Source organism: Rhizobium sp. PRIMUS64, assembly GCF_023006465.1.
GTDB lineage: Bacteria > Pseudomonadota > Alphaproteobacteria > Rhizobiales > Rhizobiaceae > Rhizobium > Rhizobium leguminosarum.
This window is the reverse complement of record NZ_JALBGX010000012.1, coordinates 45,938-66,014: the sequence shown is the minus strand read 5'-3', so window position 1 is coordinate 66,014 and position 20,077 is coordinate 45,938. Positions and strand designations below refer to the sequence as shown.

At 60.2% G+C, this 20,077-nt stretch carries 16 protein-coding genes; 5 read left to right on the top strand and 11 right to left on the bottom strand.

Annotated elements, in window-relative coordinates; all coding sequences use genetic code 11:
• Positions 1 to 33 precede the first annotated feature (33 nt).
• From purH to htpX, 4 genes are all read right to left on the bottom strand, one after another.
• Entirely contained in the window at positions 34 to 1,650 is a 1,617-nt protein-coding gene (gene purH / locus MOV76_RS07590; RefSeq protein WP_018244141.1) for a bifunctional phosphoribosylaminoimidazolecarboxamide formyltransferase/IMP cyclohydrolase, read from the bottom strand.
• A gap of 200 nt (positions 1,651 to 1,850) precedes the next feature.
• Positions 1,851 to 3,524, bottom strand: coding sequence for a heparinase II/III family protein (locus MOV76_RS07585; protein WP_018244142.1), 1,674 nt, complete (start codon positions 3,522 to 3,524; stop codon positions 1,851 to 1,853).
• A 216-nt stretch (positions 3,525 to 3,740) separates the two neighbouring features.
• Positions 3,741 to 5,129 carry an RsmB/NOP family class I SAM-dependent RNA methyltransferase gene (locus tag MOV76_RS07580; RefSeq protein WP_247264225.1) on the bottom strand — a complete coding sequence of 463 codons (1,389 nt, stop codon included), beginning with the start codon at positions 5,127 to 5,129 and terminating at the stop codon, positions 3,741 to 3,743.
• Positions 5,120 to 6,082, bottom strand: coding sequence for a zinc metalloprotease HtpX (htpX, locus tag MOV76_RS07575; protein WP_018244144.1), 963 nt, complete (start codon positions 6,080 to 6,082; stop codon positions 5,120 to 5,122). Before htpX ends, MOV76_RS07580 begins: the two co-directional genes overlap by 10 nt.
• 110 nt (positions 6,083 to 6,192) lie before the next feature.
• Between htpX and MOV76_RS07570 the strand changes: the two genes are divergently transcribed.
• Complete coding sequence (locus MOV76_RS07570) at positions 6,193 to 6,417, top strand: DUF1674 domain-containing protein (RefSeq protein WP_130718382.1); 225 nt, start codon at positions 6,193 to 6,195, stop codon at positions 6,415 to 6,417.
• A 96-nt stretch (positions 6,418 to 6,513) separates the two neighbouring features.
• Here the strand turns inward: MOV76_RS07570 and acs are convergent, their stop codons facing one another.
• Entirely contained in the window at positions 6,514 to 8,469 is a 1,956-nt protein-coding gene (gene acs / locus MOV76_RS07565) for an acetate--CoA ligase (protein ID WP_018244146.1), read from the bottom strand.
• 232 nt (positions 8,470 to 8,701) lie between these two features.
• Here acs and MOV76_RS07560 point away from each other — a divergent pair, with 232 nt between their 5' ends.
• Complete coding sequence (locus tag MOV76_RS07560) at positions 8,702 to 9,406, top strand: DUF1013 domain-containing protein (protein WP_007632151.1); 705 nt, start codon at positions 8,702 to 8,704, stop codon at positions 9,404 to 9,406.
• Positions 9,407 to 9,485: 79 nt separating this feature from the next.
• Here the strand turns inward: MOV76_RS07560 and MOV76_RS07555 are convergent, their stop codons facing one another.
• The 3 genes from MOV76_RS07555 to MOV76_RS07545 form a co-directional block, all read right to left on the bottom strand.
• A complete protein-coding gene (locus tag MOV76_RS07555; protein ID WP_018244147.1) occupies positions 9,486 to 10,421 on the bottom strand; it encodes a flagellin in 936 nt (311 codons plus the stop codon).
• 155 nt (positions 10,422 to 10,576) lie between these two features.
• The gene (locus MOV76_RS07550; RefSeq protein WP_247264224.1) at positions 10,577 to 12,487 is read right to left on the bottom strand and encodes a propionyl-CoA synthetase; all 1,911 of its coding nucleotides are present in this window, start codon (positions 12,485 to 12,487) and stop codon (positions 10,577 to 10,579) included.
• 82 nt (positions 12,488 to 12,569) lie between these two features.
• Positions 12,570 to 13,229, bottom strand: coding sequence for a YggS family pyridoxal phosphate-dependent enzyme (locus MOV76_RS07545; protein ID WP_247264223.1), 660 nt, complete (start codon positions 13,227 to 13,229; stop codon positions 12,570 to 12,572).
• Between the two features lie 200 nt (positions 13,230 to 13,429).
• Between MOV76_RS07545 and leuS the strand changes: the two genes are divergently transcribed.
• Genes leuS through holA form a run of 3 tightly spaced genes read left to right on the top strand, consistent with a single transcriptional unit; the run spans position 13,430 to position 17,622 of the window.
• Positions 13,430 to 16,060, top strand: a complete 2,631-nt coding sequence (gene leuS, locus MOV76_RS07540) for a leucine--tRNA ligase (RefSeq protein WP_247264222.1) — start codon at positions 13,430 to 13,432, stop codon at positions 16,058 to 16,060.
• Entirely contained in the window at positions 16,050 to 16,571 is a 522-nt protein-coding gene (gene lptE, locus MOV76_RS07535; protein WP_018244151.1) for an LPS assembly lipoprotein LptE, read from the top strand. The genes leuS and lptE overlap by 11 nt, the downstream gene beginning before the upstream one ends.
• A gap of 10 nt (positions 16,572 to 16,581) precedes the next feature.
• Positions 16,582 to 17,622 carry a DNA polymerase III subunit delta gene (gene holA, locus MOV76_RS07530; protein ID WP_130653330.1) on the top strand — a complete coding sequence of 347 codons (1,041 nt, stop codon included), beginning with the start codon at positions 16,582 to 16,584 and terminating at the stop codon, positions 17,620 to 17,622.
• A gap of 104 nt (positions 17,623 to 17,726) precedes the next feature.
• Here the strand turns inward: holA and MOV76_RS07525 are convergent, their stop codons facing one another.
• The 3 genes from MOV76_RS07525 to rsmG are packed head-to-tail and all read right to left on the bottom strand — an operon-like array spanning position 17,727 to position 20,072.
• Positions 17,727 to 18,608, bottom strand: coding sequence for a ParB/RepB/Spo0J family partition protein (locus MOV76_RS07525; RefSeq protein ID WP_018244153.1), 882 nt, complete (start codon positions 18,606 to 18,608; stop codon positions 17,727 to 17,729).
• A gap of 32 nt (positions 18,609 to 18,640) precedes the next feature.
• Positions 18,641 to 19,435, bottom strand: a complete 795-nt coding sequence (locus MOV76_RS07520; protein ID WP_130653331.1) for a ParA family protein — start codon at positions 19,433 to 19,435, stop codon at positions 18,641 to 18,643.
• Positions 19,436 to 19,454: 19 nt separating this feature from the next.
• Positions 19,455 to 20,072 carry a 16S rRNA (guanine(527)-N(7))-methyltransferase RsmG gene (gene rsmG, locus MOV76_RS07515; protein WP_247264221.1) on the bottom strand — a complete coding sequence of 206 codons (618 nt, stop codon included), beginning with the start codon at positions 20,070 to 20,072 and terminating at the stop codon, positions 19,455 to 19,457.
• Positions 20,073 to 20,077: the final 5 nt, after the last annotated feature.

Genomic DNA, 20,077 nt, shown 5'->3' with positions numbered 1-20,077 from the left:
TTCGATTTAAAGGAATTATGCAGTCACAATCACTCAGTGCCGGAAATGGCGCATGCCGGTAAAGACCATTGCGACGCCGTGTTCGTTGGCGGCATCGATGACTTCCTGGTCGCGCATCGAGCCGCCCGGCTGGATAACCGCTGTCGCCCCTGCGGCGATCATCGACAGAAGACCGTCGGCAAAAGGCAGGAAGGCCTCGGAGGCGACCGCCGAGCCGTGTGTCATCGGCACTGCAAGGCCAAGCGCCTTGGCTGCCTCTTCGGCCTTCAGCGCGGCGATGCGGGCGGAATCGACGCGGCTCATCTGGCCGGCGCCGATACCGGCGGTCTGGCCGTCCTTGGCATAGACCACGGCATTCGATTTTACATGTTTGCCGACCTTGAAGGCAAACTTCATGTCATCAAGTTCCCGTGCCGTCGGCGCGCGTTTGGTGACGACCTTGAGTTCCAGATCCTCGACCATGCCGTTGTCGCGGCTCTGGACGAGCAGGCCGCCGGAAACGGTCTTCGCCGTCAGGCCCGCCGCACGCGGATCGGGCAGGCCACCAGCGGACAATAGCCGCAGGTTCGGCTTACGGGCGACGATCGCCTTTGCCTCCTCCGTGACATCGGGCGCGATGATCACTTCGGTGAAGAGCTTGACGATCTCCTCAGCCGTTTCGGCATCCAGCGTCCGGTTGAGCGCGATAATGCCGCCGAAGGCGGAAACGGAATCGCAGGCGAGCGCCCGCTGATAGGCCTCGACCAGGCTGGATCCGGTGGCGACGCCGCAGGGATTGGCGTGCTTGATGATCGCGCAGGCCGGCGCCTTCTCAGGCAGGAACTCGGCGACGAGTTCGTAGGCGGCATCCGTATCGTTGATGTTGTTGTAGGAGAGCTGCTTGCCCTGGAGAAGAGCGGCCGTCGAAACACCCGGACGCTTCTCGCCGGTCACATAGAAGGCAGCCTTCTGATGCGGGTTTTCGCCGTAGCGCATCTCTTCCTTCAGCGCGCCGCCGATCACCCGGTGACGCGGCGTGTCGATCGACAGCGCCTCAGCGAACCAGTTGGAGATCATTGCATCATAGGCGGCGGTGCGGGCATAGGCCTTGGCGGCCATACGCTGACGGAAGGCATAGGCGGTCTTGCCGTCATCTGCGGAAAGCTGCTCCAGCAGCTCGGCATAATCGGCCGGATCGGTCAAGGTCGTCACATAGGCATGGTTCTTGGCCGATGCGCGGATCATCGCCGGACCGCCGATGTCGATATTCTCGACGGTCGTCGGATAGTCGCCGCCGGCCGCGCGCACCTCCTCGAAGGGATAGAGGTTGATGACGGCGAGGTCGATGCCCTCGATGCCGTGTGTTTTCATCGCATCCTGGTGTTCGCCGTCGTCACGGATCGCCAGCAGGCCGCCATGCACCATTGGGTGCAACGTCTTGACGCGTCCGTCCATGATCTCGGGAAAACCGGTGATTTCGGAGACATCGGTGACGGCAAGACCGGCCGCAGCGATCGCTTTATAGGTGCCGCCGGTCGAAAGCAGGCGCACACCTCTGGCAGACAAGGCGTGGGCGAGTTCGACGATCCCGGTCTTGTCGAAGACGGAGATGAGCGCGGTCTTGATTTCGACCTTGTCGGGGGCGGGGATCTTCTTGGAAATGACGGCCATGAAACCTTCTCCGTTCGGGCTTCGGGAGGACATCCGCAAGGGATGTTCGCATGCTGGCGCCGCGTTAGCACAGGTTTGCCGCCGCGCAAACAGGCGTCAGAGCAGATGACGAAAAGCACGAGCCATTTTTGGATGGCATCATACCTTGCTTCCTTGCTGTGATCCCAATCTTTGGCCACTCGGCCTAAAATCCTCCGCCTCTAGCTTTTACGAGATAGGAACCAGCGGATTTCCGTCTTTTCGGCAAGATCGAAGTCGATTTCGATCTGGTCCGAACCGCAGATGCCGGAGCTGTCGGCAAAGAAGATGTCCTCAGCGATCAGCACCTCATTGCCGGGCGCCGAAAACAGCCAGCTTTCGCCGTCCGGCGCCGTCAGCAGCACGGACTCCCCGTCACTCTGATGCAGGACGATCGAGGGATGGATATGAAAACGGGCGACAGCCTTCAGAGGTTCGTCATGCTCATATCCTTCGCGGACAACGAGCCGGTCGCGGCCTGTCACGATCGAGCCTGCGGCATTGAGTGTCAGCTCACGCTCGTGCAGCACCCCGAACACCCTGAGATAGCCGTCATGGCTGAGCTTGATGCCGTCGCGTCCGTCCTCGGTTTCGGCGCGCTCGACAGTGATGGTTCTCACCGGTTCGGTGATCGCGTGACTAAGGAAGGGTGAGGGCGAAAAACGGCTGGACGACGTGTCGTTGAGGATGACGGTGGAATGCGCCGCCGTCGTGCGCGCCATCTGGACATAACGATGCCCGGCAAATTTCGGCGAACCGGAATTGACGATGAACCGATGACGGCCGGACGACATCTCGAAGGAGAGGCTGCCGGCATGCACGGTCCGAAGTGCGCCTCCCGAAGGCGGCGTGCCGGTATCGGCAATAATAACCGTCTTTCCCCCGGAAAGCCGCTGATAGCGCGACTGCGGCAAAGCCTTGAACGGCTGACCGGCGGTCTCGTCATATCGCAGCACCGACATCAGCTCGTTTGCGAGCGTCGAGGTCGCCCCGTTGAACAGCGCCAGGTCCCCGTCCTGATGGCGAAAGAACCGCAATGCCGGATACATCCGGTCTATGCCGGAGATCAGCTTCTGCGGCAGGTCATGGCCGAGATTGACATAGGTCTGCCTGAGCGGCAGCAGATCGAGCAGCAATTCCAGCCCGACGCGCGGATTGCGCGAGACATGGCCGCCATCTGATAGAATCTGGCTATCGAATTCGCGGTCGAGTGCCTGCGCCGCCCTTCTCAGCGTGGAGGCGCGCGCCGGCATGGCGACGGAGGCCATGGCGAGCGCGATACGCAGCCGAAACAGCTCCAAGCCGCCGAGGGTGAACGGCGCCATGCGGTGCAGGAACCTCACCTGGAACGCCAGCGACTTCATGAAGCGGCGATAGAAGCCGCGGTCGGCGTTCTGCAGCACCACCGGCGAATGCGACAGCCAGGCGATAACGCGTTGGGCGGTGACGTCGATCTCCCAGGCAATCCCCTCCATGCGACCGGCATGGATAGAAAGCCAGCTGTCGACGATCGCGCGGGCCGCAGCCGAACTACGCTCCGTCTTGTTCGCCCGCATATGCCGCAGCCAGCCGAAGCTGTGAAGACGCGTCGCGAAGGGGCGCGAGGGCAGGGTGAAGGTGAAGGGCGACTTTCCGTTCGTTTCCAGCATGCGCCCGGCCAGGAGAAACCGTCCGTTGAGGATTTCGTCGGCCACATGTGGATCGATGCTGCGGAGATCGGTCGGCGCGACGATCAGACGCTCGGGCACCTTGATCGAATGACGAAAGAGCTTCAGGCGCAGCAACGCGACGCGGCGCAAGGCGCGCCGCCAAGCCTCCCGAACATACATGCTCGCAAAACGCCGACCGGACTGCATATTCTATTGTCTATTGACCCTCGTGGTTAAGAATAGGTGAAAAGCGGCCGATTTCATCGTCCACAATGAATTAATTCGTGACAAGGTTCGAATATACGCAAATTAACGCGTTTCGCCTGAAATCGTGGGGACGGTTTTGCAAAAGGGCATGCGTGACCCGAGGCTATGAAGCACCTCGTATAATGCAGGCTCGCCGCGCGCGCTCAAGCCTTGCAATCAGGCCACGCGCCGCAGCACAGCCGCATAGAAGCCGTCGAGGCCGGAGCCGATGCCATCAGGCATTTTCAGCATGGTGGGAAGCGTACGGAATTCGCCGAGCGGCGTAATCGCCGCCTCAAGGCCGGGCCAGTCGCCGGCGCCGATCGGAACGCGCTCGACCGCATCCGTATCGGAAAGAACACGGGCGACAACTTCCTCACCCTCGACAGGATCGAGCGAACAATTCGAAAAAACCAGTGTGCCGCCCGGCTGCAGCAATGTCAGCGCATGACGCAGCAACCGCTCCTGCAGCGCCGCCAGCCGGGCGATATCCTCAGGCCCCTTGGTCCACAACACGTCAGGGTGCCGGCGTGTCGTGCCGGTGGAAGAGCAGGGAGCGTCGAGCAGGATCGCATCGAAGCGTTCCGCCGGCTCGAATGTCGTCAGGTCTGCCGCAATCGTCTCCGCCTTGAGGCCGAGCCGGTCGAGATTCGAGCGCAGCCGTCTCAGCCGGCTTTCCGACTGGTCGAGTGCGGTGACTGCGCCGCCGGCCAGGATGAGCTGCGCCGTCTTGCCGCCGGGCGCAGCACAGAGATCGGCGGTGCGTTTGCCGGAGAGATCGCCGAACAGCTTGGCCGGGATGCTTGCTGCCGCATCCTGCACCCACCACGCGCCCTCATCGAAGCCTTCGAGCGAAGGAATGCCGCCGTCGAAGGCGGCGAGCCGCACGCCGCCCGTGGGCAGGACGACGCCGGTAAGCCGCTTCGCCCAGCCTTCCGGGTCGGACTTGACGGTCAGATCGATTGCGGCCGGTTCGAGCTGGGATTCCGAAATCGCCAGCGCCGCGTCCCGGCCATAGGCCTTTTCCAACCTGGCGATGAACCAGGCCGGCAACGGCGCGACCTTGCCGATCGCATCAAGCACCTGCTCCTTCTCGCGGCCGAGCCGGCGGAGGATGGCATTGACGAGCTTGGCGAAACGGCGATTGCGTGGATCCAGATTGGCCTGCTCGACGGCAAGATCGACAGCCGAATGATCCGGCACATCGAGATAGAGGATCTGCGCCGCCCCGATGGCGAGCACGTGATGCAGCGCCCTTGCCCCCTCCGGCAGCGGCGAATCCAGCAACGCGGCAATCGCGGCATCGATGCGCGGCAGATGGCGCAGCGTCGTGTTCAGGATGGCGCGGACGAGCGCCCGGTCGCTTTCGCCGAGCGCCCTATAGGCCGGATTGCCGTGTTCATGATCGAGAGCGCCGTCGAGCGGCAGCTTGCGGTCGACGACGGCTGCAAGAATTTTTGCCGCCGCTGCCCGGGCCTGCAGGCCTGGCTTATCAGGCGCAGATCGCTCGGTGGCGGGCTTATGCTTGCGGAATGGCTTCTTCGTGCCGTCTGAATTCAAGACCACGGACCTTTTGGCGGTTGCGAACCACCGCGACCAAGACCCGTATCCGGAACAGAGCGCGATTTGCGCGACGGATTAGCAGTACGAGCCTGCGACGTCGAGACATTCATGCCGCCTTGCGCCATGTCGTGCAGCGCAGCGATGCGGTTTTCCGTATTCGGATGGGTGGAAAACAGATTGTCCATGCGCTCGCCGGAGAGTGGATTGATGATGAACATATGCGCCGTCGCCGGGTTGCGCTCGGCATCTTCGTTCGGCACGTGAGCAGCGCCGCGCGCGATCTTGCCGAGCGCCGAAGCGAGCCAGAGCGGATTGCCGCAGATCTCGGCGCCGCGGCGGTCTGCCGAATATTCGCGCGTGCGGCTGATCGCCATCTGCACCAGCATGGCAGCGAGCGGCGCCACGATCATCGCGACGATGACGCCGACGAAGCCGAGGGGATTGTTGTTGTTCTCACGGTTGCCGCCGAAGAAGAAGGCGAAGTTGCCGAGCATAGAGATCGCGCCGGCAAGCGTTGCCGTGATCGTCATCGTCAGCGTATCGCGGTTCTGAATGTGCGCCAGTTCATGCGCCATCACGCCTGCGACTTCCTCAGGAGACAAGGCGCTGAGCAGGCCGGTCGAGGCGGCGACGGCTGAGTTATCGGGATTGCGGCCGGTGGCGAAGGCATTCGGCTGCGGGCTGTCGTAGAGATAGACCTTCGGCATCGGCAGGCCGGCATTGCGGGCGAGATCGCGCACGATCCGGAAGAATTCCGGCGCATTGCGCTCGTCGACCTCTTGCGCGCGATAGGCCGAAAGCACCATCCGGTCGGAATTCCAGTAGGAGAAGAAATTCATGCCGGCGGCAATGACGAATGCGATCATCATGCCGGCCCGACCGCCGATCAGGAAGCCGACAAACATGAAAAGCGCCGTCATGAAGGCAAGCAACATGGCAGTGCGAACGAGGTTCATTGCGGATCTCCATCTCCGATTTCGGCGTCACAAGCTTTTAATCCCGGCACCGGCGCATTATGATTTGGTTATTCACCAGCCATTTTCAATATTTCCGGCAGGAGACGGCCATGCAGGACGCCGATAACGACAATAGCGAAACGCCGATGGCCGAGGGAACGGAGCCGCCGCGTAAGATGCTGTCCCCGGCTGCCAGACGCGCCCTTGCCGAAGCCGAGGAGCGGCGAAAGAGCCAGAAGCCGCTGGAGCTGCCGGCGGAGATCGGCGGCCGCGGCGGAGCCGAGCCGGCGCGCTTCGGCGATTACGAAATCAATGGCCGAGCGATTGATTTCTAAGTCAATATTCCAATTGGCGTCTTACGATCGGAATAGCCGAGAATCCGGCTAACTAACGAGCGAGCCGCTCCGGACGGGCCGGAGCGGCTCGATATGTCAGGCGGTGGCCTTGTTTTGCCGGTTGGCGATCAGATCGTCGACGACGGCCGGATCGGCAAGCGTCGAGGTGTCGCCGAGAGCACCGAAATCGTCTTCGGCGATCTTGCGCAGGATGCGGCGCATGATCTTGCCGGAGCGGGTCTTCGGCAGGCCGGGCGCAAACTGGATCTTGTCAGGCGCAGCGATCGGGCCGATTTCAGCACGAACATGTTTCACCAGTTCCTGGCGAAGCGTATCCGATCCCTCGTGACCGGACATCAGCGTCACGTAGCAATAAATGCCCTGGCCCTTGATCGGATGCGGATAACCGACGACTGCGGCTTCCGAAACCAGGTTGTGAGAGACAAGCGCGGATTCCACCTCTGCCGTACCGAGCCGGTGGCCGGAGACGTTCAGCACGTCGTCGACGCGGCCAGTGATCCAATAATACCCGTCCGCATCGCGCCGGCAGCCGTCGCCGGTGAAATACTTGCCCTTGTAGGTGGAGAAATAGGTCTGAATGAAGCGCTCGTGATCGCCATAGACCGTGCGCATCTGACCTGGCCAGCTGTCGGTGATGCAGAGATTGCCGTCGGCCGGGCCTTCCAGCACCTTGCCCTCATTGTCAACAAGCTGCGGCTTGATGCCGAAGAACGGGGTCGTCGCCGAACCGGGTTTCAGATCGGTGGCACCAGGCAGCGGCGTGATCATATGGCCGCCGGTTTCCGTCTGCCACCACGTATCGATGACAGGGCAGCGCTTGTCGCCGACGACATTGTAATACCACTCCCAGGCCTCGGGATTGATCGGCTCGCCGACCGTGCCGAGCAGGCGCAGCGAAGAACGCGAGGAGCGAGTGACGAATTCGTCACCGGCACCCATCAGCGAGCGGATTGCCGTCGGCGCAGTGTAGAAGATGTTGACCTTATGCTTGTCGATGACTTCCCAGAAACGGCCCTGATCCGGGAAATTCGGCACGCCCTCGAACATCAGCGTCGTCGCGCAGTTCGCAAGCGGCCCGTAGACGATATAGGAGTGACCGGTAACCCAGCCGACATCGGCCGTACACCAGTAGACGTCACCGTCGTGATAGTCGAAGACATATTCATGCGTCATCGCCGCATAGACGAGGTAACCGCCCGTCGTGTGCAGCACGCCCTTCGGCTTGCCGGTCGAGCCTGACGTATAAAGAATGAAGAGCGGATCTTCCGCCTTCATCTTCACCGGCGGGCATTCCGCCTTCACCGTGGCGATCTCCTGATGATGCCAGAGATCGCGGCCCGGCGCCCAGCCGGTCTTGCCGCCGGTGCGGCGAACGACCAGCACCTTGCTGACCCTGACATGCTGTCGAGCGGCGATATCGATCGCCGTATCGGTATTGTCCTTCAGCGGCACCGGCTTGCCGCCGCGCACGCCTTCGTCGCAGGTGATGACGAAGGTGGATTCGCAGTCGACGATGCGCCCCGCCAGCGCCTCCGGCGAGAAGCCGCCGAAGACGACCGAATGCACCGCCCCGATGCGGGCGCAGGCAAGCATCGCATAGGCCGCTTCCGGGATCATCGGCATGTAGATGGTAACGCGATCACCCTTCTTGACGCCGTGCTTCTTCAACACGTTCGCCATCCGGCAGACATGCTCGTAGAGCTCGTTATAGGTGACCTTCTTGTCGATATAGGGGTTGTCGCCTTCCCAGATGATCGCCACCTGGTCGCCATTCGTTTTCAGATGGCGGTCAATGCAGTTGTAGGAGACGTTGGTCTGACCGTCCTCGAACCACTTGATCGAAACCTTGCCGGTAAAGGAAGTGTTCTTGACCTTGGTATAAGGCTTGAACCAGTCGATCCGCTTGCCGTGCTTGCCCCAGAACTTGTCCGGGTTCTCGACGCTTTCCTCGTACCATTTCAGGTACTTTTCCTTATCGATCAGGGCGCGCGCCTTCACCGGCTTCGTGACCGGATAGATCTTCTCGGACATGCAACTCCTCCTCATGGGACATGCGACGGGCCGCGTGAGCTAGGAAGGGCCCGGACTTGAAATCACGGCAATTCATAGCAGTTCGCATCGCCACGGCAATTAGACAAAGGTCATTTCATTTCGGAAGAATTGCAATTATGCGACAGTGCGGTTATATAGCGGCATATTTCCCGGACATTGTGGTGACAATCCACGGACCGCGACCGGCGCGGACGATAGAAGGACTATATCCATGGCTCAAACACTGCTCATGCCGAAGGCGACCGCCATCTGGCTCGTCGACAATACGGCACTGTCTTTCGATCAGATCGCGCAGTTCTGCAAACTGCATCCGCTCGAAGTCAAGGCGATCGCCGACGGCGAAGCGGCGCAGGGCATCAAGGGCCTCGACCCGATCTCGACAGGACAGCTTTCCCGCGACGAGATTGCCCGCGCCGAGGCCAATCCGAACCACAAGCTGAAGCTTTCCGAACCGAAGGTGCGCGTGCCGGAATCCAAGCGCCGTGGTCCGCGTTATACGCCGGTTTCCAAGCGCCAGGACCGCCCGAACGCCATTCTCTGGCTCGTTCGCAACCATCCGGAGCTGAAGGACGCGCAGATTTCCCGCCTGGTCGGCACGACCAAGTCGACCATCGAGCAAATCCGCGAGCGCACCCACTGGAACTCCGCCAACCTGGCGCCGATGGATCCAGTAACGCTCGGCCTCTGCAGCCAGATCGATCTCGACATGGAAGTGGAAAAGGCCTCCAAGGGCCGTCCGCTGCCGACCGCCGCCGAGCTTGGCGCGACGCTGCAATCGGCACAGGAGACCGAGCGCCTGACCCCGAGCTACGAGCGCGAGGAGGAAAAGGAAAAGGAAATCGACGCCGATGCCGTCTTCCGCAAGCTGAGCTCGCTGCGCTCGGCCCCGAAGGACGAGGACGACGATCAGTACTGAGATATCAGCGATTTCATGAAAAACCCCGCCGGTATGAGCTGACCGGCGGGGTTTTTTATTGCGAATTGCCTGTTTCGAATTAGCTGCGGAACAGGGTGAGAATGTTCTGCGCCGAACTGTTGGCGATCGAGAGCGACTGGACGGCGAGCTGCTGCTGCGTTTGCAACGCCGAGAGCTTGCTTGATTCCTCTTCCATATCGGCATCGACCAGGCGGCCGACGCCGGAGTCGATCGAATCGTGAAGGCCGCTGACGAAAGTTTCCTGCAGCTGAATACGGGTCGAGATCGAGCCCAATGCCGAGCCCGCGGCGGTCATAGCGCCGAGAACCAGTTCGACACCGGTCAGGGCTGCGTCAAGCTGACCCTGGGTGAAACCGGTGATGTCGAGATCATATATTGACGCCATGACGATGACGGTGCCGCCATAGGTTCCGTTGAAGGCCGTGCCGATGATGCCGCTTGATGTCTCGATTGCACCGGTGCTCGTCATGCCGAAAAGCACGTTTCCAAGCGAGCCTGAATCGAGCACATAGTCCGTCATCTTCACGGAGACAGCATTGCTGCCGTCGCGGACGAAGGACGAAACGACGCTCTTCGTGCCGGAGGCGCCGGCAACCCAGTTTTCGCCGGAGAAGGACGCCGATTGTGCGATGCTGAGCAGCTGCTCCTGCAGCTGGTCGAGTTCTTGCTGGATCTTCGTCTTGTCGACGCCCTTTTCCGTGGCGGCGACGATCTTGGCCTTGATGTCGCTGACGACATCGAGCGCGCTGTCCATAGCCGAATAGGCCGTGTCGACCTTGGCTGCGCCGAGACCGAGCGCGTCGGAGACGGCCGAAAGCGCTTTGTTGTCAGAACGCATGGTCGTAGCAATCGACCAGTAAGCGGCATTGTCAGCCGCCTTTTCGACACGATAACCCGATGAAACGCGACCCTGGGTGTCCTTGAGGCTATCGTTTACGCCGCGCAAAGTCTGCAGCGCTGCCATGGCAGCGTTGTTGGTAAGGATGCTTGTCATGATCCGTTCCACAATCGTTGAGAAAGGGGCAATCCGGACTAGGCCGGTAACGGCGACCGCGTCATGCAAAGCCTGCTATGCAAGCCATTGCCGTTAACAAATGCTTGCATCAACATGGTTAACAATTCCTCAATTAGGCTTACCGAAAGTTTAATTCACATCGGCAGGGAGCCGAAACCACGCCCACGCAGCGCCTCGGCAATTTCCTCTAAAATCGTTGGATCATCAATGGTTGCAGGCATTTTCCAGGGTATGCCGTCGGCGATCTTCTGCATCGTGCCGCGCAGGATTTTGCCGGAGCGTGTCTTCGGCAACCGGTTAACGATGATAGCCGTCTTGAAGGCAGCAACAGGCCCGATCGAATCACGAATCATCGCCACCACCTCTGATTCGATCGCCGTTGCGTCACGGGAAACATGTCGTTTCAGCACCAGGAAACCGCAGGGCGCCTGACCCTTCAGCACATCGATCACGCCGATGACAGCGCATTCGGCGACATCGGGATGGCGCGCACAGACCTCCTCCATCGCCCCGGTCGAGAGCCGATGACCGGCGCAATTGATGATGTCGTCGGTGCGCGACATGATGAAGAGATAGCCGTCCTCATCGACGTAGCCAGCATCGGCCGTCTTATAGTAACCGGGAAACTCATCGAGATAGGCCGATCGGAAACGTTCGTCGGCGTTCCAGAGGGTCGGCAGGCAGCCGGGCGGCAAGGGCAGCTTGACGACGATATTGCCGAGCGTTCCCGCCTCGATCGGATGACCGGCATCATCGAGCACCGCAATATCATAGCCGGGCATCGGCAGTGCCGGCGAACCGTGCTTGATGGGAAGGGCGCCGAGACCAAGCGGATTTGCGGCGATCGGCCAGCCGGTCTCCGTCTGCCACCAATGATCGATGACGGGTATGCCAAGCATACGCTCCGCCCATTTCAGCGTCTCCGGATCCGCCCTCTCGCCGGCCAGAAACAGCGCGCGTAGATCCGGCATCGGATACTTATGCATCAATTCACCATCACCATCCTCCCGCCGGATGGCTCGGAATGCCGTCGGCGCCGTGAACAGCACCCGGACCTTATGCTCTGAAACAATGCGCCAGAATGTGCCGGCATCCGGAGTGCCGACCGGTTTTCCCTCGAAGATCAGAGTGGTTACACCGGCGAGCAGCGGGGCATAGACGATATAGGAATGTCCGACGACCCAGCCGATATCCGAAGCCGTCCAGAAGACCTCTCCCGGCTTCAAGCCGTAGATATTCCGCATCGACCAGTTGAGCGCGACCATATGGCCGCCATTGTCGCGCACGACGCCCTTCGGCTGGCCCGTCGTGCCCGATGTATAGAGGATGTAGAGCGGATCGGTCGCCTTGACGGAGACGCAGGCGATCTCGGCGCCACGATGCTGCGCCACCGCCGCCTCGAAATCCTGATCGCGGCCGCTGACGAGATCTGCCCGAAGCTCCGGTCGCTGCAACACCAGACAGCGCCCCGGTTTCGAACGCGCAATCTCGATCGCCTGATCGACCAAGGGCTTGTAGGCGACGATGCGACCAGGCTCGAGCCCGCAGCTCGCGGTGATTACCAGCTTCGCACCGCAATCATCGATGCGCGCCGCAAGTTCGCTGGCGGCAAACCCGCCGAAAACGACGGAGTGAACCGCACCGATGCGGGCGCAGGCGAGCATGGAAAAGACCGCCTGCGGCACCATCGGCATATAAAGGATGACACGATCACCTTTGCCGATGCCGCGCTCGACCAACGCTGCTGCGATGGCCATCACTTCCCGAAGCACCTCATCATAGGTAAAATGGCGCTTCTCGCCGTTCATTGCGCTGTCGAAGATGACCGCTGTCTCGCCGCCGCGGCCGGCGGCCACATGCCGGTCCAGGCAATTGTGGCAGGTATTGGTTTCCGCGCCGGAGAACCAGCGGCCATAGACGCCCTCATTGGGCGAGAAAATCCGCTCCGGCGGCTTGAACCAGTCGATGTCATTGGCCGCTTCGCGCCAGAAGGCTTCGGGATCACCTTTCCAGGCCGCATAGGTCTGATGATAGCCGTTCTGCATCTGCTCCTCCCGAGGACATGCAAACCTCGATATCAATCTAGGCGGCATTAAGGGGAACAGGAAGCCCGACCAAAGCAGCGTTTCAGCGCGTGCCGAAAATTGCGGATCCCACACGCACGCTGGTGGCGCCGAAGGCGATTGCCGTCCCGTAGTCACCCGACATGCCCATGGAAAGTTTTCCGACGCCGCATTTGAGCGCGAGCTTTGCCAGCAGGGCGAAATGCGGTCCGGGATTTTCCTCGGCCGGCGGAATGCACATCAAACCTTCGATGGAAAGGCCGAGCTCGTCGCGGCAAAGGGCAATGAAGGCCGGCGTGTCGTCGGGAGCGATACCCGCTTTCTGCGGTTCGAGCCCGGTATTGACCTGGACATAGAGCCGCGGCGTCTTGCCCTGCCGCTTCATCTCATCGGCAAGCGCGCGGGCGATCTTTTCCCGGTCCACCGTCTCGATGACGTCGAAAAGCGCTACCGCATCCGCCGCTTTGTTCGATTGCAGCGGCCCGATCAGATGCAATTCGATATCCGGACGCTCGGCTTTCAGCGCCGGCCACTTGCCCTGGCTTTCCTGCACCCGGTTCTCGCCGAAGACGCGCTGTCCGGCTTCGATAGCCGGACCGATCGCGTCCGCCTCGAAAGTCTTCGACACCGCGACCAGCTGAACGGAACCCGCCGGACGACCTGCCGCGCGTTCCCCGGCCGCAATCCGTGATCGCACGTCGTTCAACCGCTCTTGAAGTTCCATTGTTCTGCCTCGACATACCAGCATGAAAGGATTGGCAATGAACTAACCAGCCAACCTGTGCTTGCCAAGACCCGCCTTCGCGAAATCGCTTGCGCGTGATCAAGATCGGACGCTTGCAGCGCCTGCAAAACTTGACGCTACGGTGGTTTCATGGTGAAGGTCTCGACCAACTCCCCTGATTTTCCGGAAATACGAATACTATGGCCACCGAACGTTATAATCCGCGCGATGCCGAGCCCCGCTGGCAGCAGAAATGGAATGAAGACAAGGTCTTCGAGACCGACAATGCCGATCCGCGCGAAAAATATTACGTCCTCGAAATGTTCCCCTATCCGTCGGGGCGCATCCATATGGGCCATGTCCGCAATTACGCCATGGGCGATGTCGTCGCCCGCTATAAGCGCGCCCGCGGCTACAACGTGCTGCATCCGATGGGCTGGGACGCCTTCGGCATGCCGGCGGAGAATGCCGCCATGGAGCGTGGTGTTCACCCCGCCTCCTGGACCTACCAGAATATCGGCTCAATGAAGGCGCAGCTGAAGGCCATGGGGCTTTCACTGGACTGGAGCCGCGAATTCGCCACCTGCGACGTCGAATATTACCAGCAGCAGCAGCATCTCTTCCTGGATTTCCTGGAGAAGGGGCTGGTCTATCGCAAACAGTCGAAGGTCAACTGGGATCCTGTCGATAACACCGTGCTGGCCAACGAACAGGTGATCGATGGCCGCGGCTGGCGTTCCGGTGCGCTCGTCGAGCAGCGCGAACTGACGCAATGGTTCTTCAAGATCACCGACTTCAGCCAGGATCTGCTGGACGCGCTGGATACGCTTGACCAGTGGCCGGAAAAAGTGCGCCTGATGCAGAAGAACTGGATCGGCCGTTCGGAAGGCCTGACGATCCGCTGGGAGATCGTGCCGGAAACGGCACCGGCCGGCGAGAGCGAAGTCACCGTCTATACCACCCGACCGGACACGCTCTTCGGCGCCTCCTTCCTGGCGATCGCCGCCGATCATCCGCTGGCAAAGGATGCCGCCGCGAAGAACCCGGCTATCGAAGCTTTCTGCGAGGAGTGCCGCCGCGCCGGCACGTCGCTCGCAGCACTCGAGACCGCCGAAAAGAAGGGCATGGATACCGGTATCCGCGTCAGGCACCCGCTCGATCCCTCCTGGGAGCTGCCGGTCTATATCGCCAATTTCGTCCTGATGGATTATGGCACGGGCGCGATCTTCGGCTGCCCCTCGGGCGACCAACGCGACCTTGATTTTGCTCGGAAATATGGCTTGCCGGTGGTGCCCGTCGTCATGCCGAGGGATGGCGATGCCGCAAACTTTTCCGTCGTCGACACCGCCTATGACGGTGATGGCGTGATGATCAACTCCCGCTTCCTCGACGGCAAGACGACCGAGGAAGCCTTCAATATCGTCGCCGACCGGCTGTCGGCCGCTTCGCTCGGCAATGCGCCGCAGGGCGAGCGCAAGGTCAATTTCCGTCTGCGCGACTGGGGCATTTCCCGCCAGCGTTATTGGGGCTGCCCGATCCCGGTCATTCATTGCGATGATTGCGGTGTCGTGCCGGTGCCGAAGGAGGATCTGCCGGTCAAGCTGCCCGATGATGTCACCTTCGACCAGCCGGGCAATCCGCTTGACCGTCATCCGACCTGGCGCCATGTCTCCTGCCCAAACTGTGGCAAGGATGCACGCCGCGAGACGGATACGATGGACACCTTCGTCGATTCGAGTTGGTATTTCACCCGCTTCACCGCGCCCTGGGAAGAAAAGCCGACCGATCCGCAGGCGGCAAACCGCTGGCTGCCGGTCGACCAGTATATCGGCGGCATCGAGCACGCGATCCTGCACCTGCTCTATTCCCGCTTCTTCACCCGCGCCATGCGCGAGACCGGTCACGTGGCCGCCACCGAACCTTTCAAGGGTCTCTTCACCCAGGGCATGGTGGTCCACGAAACCTATAGCCGCGGCGCAGGCGCCAGCCGCGAATGGGTGGCACCCGCCGATATCCGCATCGACGAACTCGACGGCAAACGCCGGGCTTTCTTGCTGACGAACAACGAGGAAGTCGCGATCGGCTCGATCGAGAAAATGTCGAAATCGAAAAAGAACGTCGTCGATCCCGACGATATCATCGCCTCCTACGGCGCCGATACCGCTCGTTTCTTCGTTCTGTCCGACTCCCCGCCGGAGCGTGATGTCATCTGGTCCGAGGCAGGCGTCGAGGGCGCTCATCGCTTTACCCAGCGTCTGTGGCGCCTGATTTCCGAAGCCGCGGACGCGCTCTCCGCCGTCGCACCGGCGCCGGCAATCAATGGGGACGCGTTGTCAATCTCCCAGGCTGCCCACAAGACGCTGAAGGCGGTCCAGAACGACTATGACAAGCTCTGGTTCAACAAAGCCGTTGCCCGAATTTATGAACTCGTCAACGCGCTGGCGGCACCGATGACGAGGGTTGCAGCAGGCGAGGGTGATGCCACCTATCGCGCGGCCGTACGCGATGCCGCCGAGATCCTGATTCAGCTCGTCTCTCCGATGACGCCGCATCTGGCTGAGGAATGCTGGGCCGCGCTCGGCAATGCAGGACTGCTTGCCCGGGCAAGCTGGCCGCAATACGACGAAACACTCGTCATCGAAAACGATGTCGTCCTGCCGGTACAGATCAACGGCAAGAAGCGCGCTGAATTGACAATTTCTCGCGATGCAGATCAGAATGCCGTCACCGACGCCGTGCTGGATCTGGATGCGGTGAAGAACGCGTTGAACGGACAGGCACCGAAGAAGATCATCGTGGTTCCCCAAAGGATTGTAAACATTGTCGTCTGATATCGCTTGCAAGCTGGCTCGCAATGCCGGCATCGCCATGATCCTTGCCTCCGCGGCTTTTCTCTCCGCCTGCCAGGTTCGCCCGCTCTACTCCGAGAATTCCGGTGTCACTGAAAAGCTTTCCTCGGTCGGCTTTTCCCCGGCAGGCAGCCGCATCGAGCAGCAGGTTCGTAACCACTTGATCTTCCTTGCGTCGCGTGGGGCCGGCGAGCCTGAAAAACCGGAATATCAGGTCGAAATGCACGCCTCATCCACCGTTGCCGATACGCTGCTTACGGAATCCGCCGATACTTCGCGAGCCGGTCGTGTGACCGTCAGCGTCACCTACACGCTGCGCGCGGCGACCGACAATCACGTCATCAAGGCCGGCAGCCGGGCGACCACGGCGCTGGTGGATTTCCCTGACCAGGAATTTGCCAAGCAGCGGGCAATCCGCGATGCCGAAAACCGAGCGGCGGATCAGGTGGCGGAATTCGTAGGAGCCGATATCGCCGCTGCTCTCAGCCGCTGAGGGCGGAGATGTGGCAGAGATAAAATCCCACGAATTCGAGACTTTCCTGCAGAAATCGGCGCGGAACTATCGGATTTTCGTCATCTACGGGCCGGATCGCGGCCTCATTTCCGAACGAGCAGGCTTGCTCGCCGGTAAGACTGGTGTCGCGCTCAATGATCCTTTCTCGCTGACGAAACTCGATATCGGCGACCTGCAGAAGGATCCCGGGCGGTTGGTCGACGAGGTCCAGTCGATCGGGCTGTTCGGCGGTGAGAAATTGATCTGGATCCGCGGCGCCGCCAATGAGAAATACCTCGTCGATTCCCTGGCGCTGCTGGCCGAAAAACCACTCGAAGCCGCCTATCTGATCATCGAGGCCGGCGACCTGAAGAAGGGCGCGTTGCTGCGCAAGACCGCCGAAGCCGCGCGATCTGTCATGACGATCCCGTCCTACGCCGATGACAGCCGCGCTCTCAATGCCTTGATCGATACTGAGCTCGGGGCAGAGAAGCTCGGCATTACGCCGGCCGCGCGCCAGGCGCTCATAGCCTTGATCGGCGGTGACAGGATCGCTTCCCGAAACGAGGTTCGCAAGCTTGCTCTATACTGCCGCGGCTTCGATACAGTCGAAGAACATCACGTTACCGAAATAATCGGCGACGCCAGCGCCATCTCGGTTGACGACGCCGTCGATGCCATTCTCGGCGGCGATCTCAACGCCTTTTTGCACGCCATGCAAAAAATCAGCAGCTCGAAAACCGCGATCTTTCTCGTTCTGCAGGCATGCCTGAAGCAATTCCAGCTTCTGGATTCGATGCGCGCCGAGATGGATGAAAAACGGCTGCAGCCGCCTCAGATCATGCAGACGATGGGGCGGCATCTGCATTTTCGCCGCAAACCGATCATCGAACAGGCATTACGCCAATGGACCGCGGAAAGCATCGCGCGGGAATCCAATCGGCTGCAGGCCGCTATTCTGCAAAGCCGACGGAGACAGGTGCTAGAGGACAGCGTCGCAATGCAAACGCTTCTGTCCACCACCCTTCAATCCGGCCGGAAATCCGCCTGAGTAGCATCAGGCCGAGAATCGGAACCGATTTTCGGCCTGCACGATGCGAGGATTGAAAGAGTGGTGAGTGCGTCCTTTGCGCGTCCGAAAGGACGCACAGCGTTTTAGCGCCTTTCGAGCAAACGGCAGATTTCCTCCAGCTGCTCCAGTGACTTATAGGAAATTTTGATCTGGCCACCGCCCGCCTTGTGATTGATCGCAACCTCAAGACCGAGTGCATCGGAAAGTGTCCGCTCCAGCGCCAGTGTGTCGGAATCCTTCTGATCCCGTCGTAAGGCCGCCTGCTGTGGTTCCGACTGAGCCTTTATATTGTTCTGTGCCAGCTTTTCCGCGTCACGCACCGACATGCCCTTGGCAACGATCGTACGGGCAAGACTTGCCGGGTCAGATGTCGAAACCAGCGCACGCGCGTGCCCAGCCGATAGGCTGCCAGCGGCCAGCAGATCGCGAACCGGATCCGGCAGCTTCAACAAGCGCAAAGAGTTGGCAACGTGGCTGCGGCTTTTGCCAATGATTTCCCCAAGGTCGTTCTGGGTGTAACCATATTCAGCAATAAGCTGCTCATAGCCCAATGCCTCTTCGAGGGCATTGAGATCCGCGCGCTGCACGTTTTCGACAATAGCGATTTCGAGCGCCGTCTTATCATCCACGTCACGGACGATGACAGGAATCTCGATCAGCCCGGCAAGCTGAGCTGCGCGCCAACGTCGCTCGCCGGCGATGATTTCATATCGATCCCGCGACATAGTCCGCACAACAATTGGCTGAACGATACCGTGTTGGCGAATGGAACTTGCGAGATCATGCAGCTCAGCATCATCGAAGAAACGACGAGGATTGCGGGGATTACGGCTAACGAACTCGATCGGGATCATCCTGTCGGCACTGATAATCCGCTCGGCTTCCACCGGGACAGGCTGATCCATTTCACCAATCAGCGCCGCAAGGCCACGGCCCAATCGCCTCTTCGATACATCGTCATTCATGATCTACACTCACCTACACCCCGAAAATGATATTACGCGGCCAGCCTTTGGCGCTCTCGCTGGATGACCTCGGAGGCCAGCTGCAGATAGGCCTGACTGCCCGCGCACTTCAAGTCATAGAGAATAGCCGGCTTGCCGTAGGACGGAGCTTCAGAAACCCGAACATTGCGCGGAATTAACGTGTGGTAAACCTTGTCGCCGAGATGCGTGCGCACGTCATTGACAACCTGCTGTGCCAGATTGTTGCGCGCATCGAACATCGTCAGGACGATCCCCTGAATATCCAGACGCGGGTTAACCGTCCGCCGAACCTGGCTGACGGTCTCAAGCAACTGACTCAACCCCTCCAGCGCAAAGAATTCACATTGCAGCGGAACCAAGACCGAATGAGCTGCTGCCATGGCATTCATCGTCAGCAGATTGAACGACGGCGGGCAGTCCAGAAGAACATAAGAAAACGCCATGGCTTCGGGCGAAGACAACGCTTTCCGCAGTTTGAAGACCCGATCGCTTTGCTGCGAGATCTCCATCTCGATGCCGAGCAGGTCCATCGTCGACGGGACGATAAAGAGGTTGGGAACCGCTGTCTCGAGAGTTACGTCGGGGATCCCACGATCACCAACCATCAGATCATAGGAGGAAAGCTTGCGATCACGACGATCGATACCGAGGCCGGTGCTGGCATTGCCCTGCGGATCGAGATCAACGATCAACACACGCTCACCAATAGCCGCGAGCGCCGTTGCCAGATTGATTGCTGTGGTCGTTTTACCAACGCCACCCTTCTGATTTGCGATGGTGATAATCCGATGTCGTTCGCCAGCCATTGCCGCAATATCCCATCTGTTAAACCAAGCGCCGGAGATTTGATACTTCCAAGATAACGGATTCCTGCTCGACGGCGCTCTTATGTTCTAACAGATCGAATTCCCACCGACCACGTGCTTTGTCGATTTCCCTCAGGTAATCCCGGCCTTTGTGAAAAAAGCCACGACAATTTTCCTTGCCAAGCATCCAGGGGGCTGAATAGCCGAGGAGCCCGTCAAGATCGGCAAGGGCGCGCGCTGAAATCGCATCACATTCGCCAATCTTCGGATAGGCATCTTCGATTCGAAGGATATGCACGCTGCCGCGCGCATTGGTCTCCCGCAACGCTGTCCGCAGAAACGCCGCCTTTTTATGGTTGCTTTCGACCAGATGTACCCATCCCTCCTGCAATTCGGCCAGAAAAATCGCCGTAATGACGCCGGGAAAGCCACCGCCACTTCCGAGGTCGACCCACCTTATCGGTTGCGGATGAATCTGAAAAACCTGGCTGCTATCAGCGATGTGCCGGTCCCATAAGTCTTCAAGGGTCGACGGCGCCACCAGATTAATAGCTTTCGCCCACTTCTGAAACAGCGCAGCGAAGTGTCGAAGCCGTTCCTGTGTTTCACGTGAAACACGCAAGCCGTTTAATTCCATTCTGA

Coding starts and splice junctions, on each gene's coding strand:
- MOV76_RS07570 (WP_130718382.1), top strand. CDS start 6,193: ATGCAGGACGCCGATAACGACAATAGCGAAACGCCGATGGCCGAGGGA.
- MOV76_RS07550 (WP_247264224.1), bottom strand. CDS start 12,487: ATGCAGAACGGCTATCATCAGACCTATGCGGCCTGGAAAGGTGATCCC.
- acs (WP_018244146.1), bottom strand. CDS start 8,469: ATGTCCGAGAAGATCTATCCGGTCACGAAGCCGGTGAAGGCGCGCGCC.
- rsmG (WP_247264221.1), bottom strand. CDS start 20,072: ATGGAATTAAACGGCTTGCGTGTTTCACGTGAAACACAGGAACGGCTT.
- MOV76_RS07555 (WP_018244147.1), bottom strand. CDS start 10,421: ATGACAAGCATCCTTACCAACAACGCTGCCATGGCAGCGCTGCAGACT.
- MOV76_RS07560 (WP_007632151.1), top strand. CDS start 8,702: ATGGCTCAAACACTGCTCATGCCGAAGGCGACCGCCATCTGGCTCGTC.
- MOV76_RS07520 (WP_130653331.1), bottom strand. CDS start 19,435: ATGGCTGGCGAACGACATCGGATTATCACCATCGCAAATCAGAAGGGT.
- MOV76_RS07545 (WP_247264223.1), bottom strand. CDS start 13,229: ATGGAACTTCAAGAGCGGTTGAACGACGTGCGATCACGGATTGCGGCC.
- MOV76_RS07525 (WP_018244153.1), bottom strand. CDS start 18,608: ATGAATGACGATGTATCGAAGAGGCGATTGGGCCGTGGCCTTGCGGCG.
- htpX (WP_018244144.1), bottom strand. CDS start 6,082: ATGAACCTCGTTCGCACTGCCATGTTGCTTGCCTTCATGACGGCGCTT.
- MOV76_RS07585 (WP_018244142.1), bottom strand. CDS start 3,524: ATGCAGTCCGGTCGGCGTTTTGCGAGCATGTATGTTCGGGAGGCTTGG.
- leuS (WP_247264222.1), top strand. CDS start 13,430: ATGGCCACCGAACGTTATAATCCGCGCGATGCCGAGCCCCGCTGGCAG.
- purH (WP_018244141.1), bottom strand. CDS start 1,650: ATGGCCGTCATTTCCAAGAAGATCCCCGCCCCCGACAAGGTCGAAATC.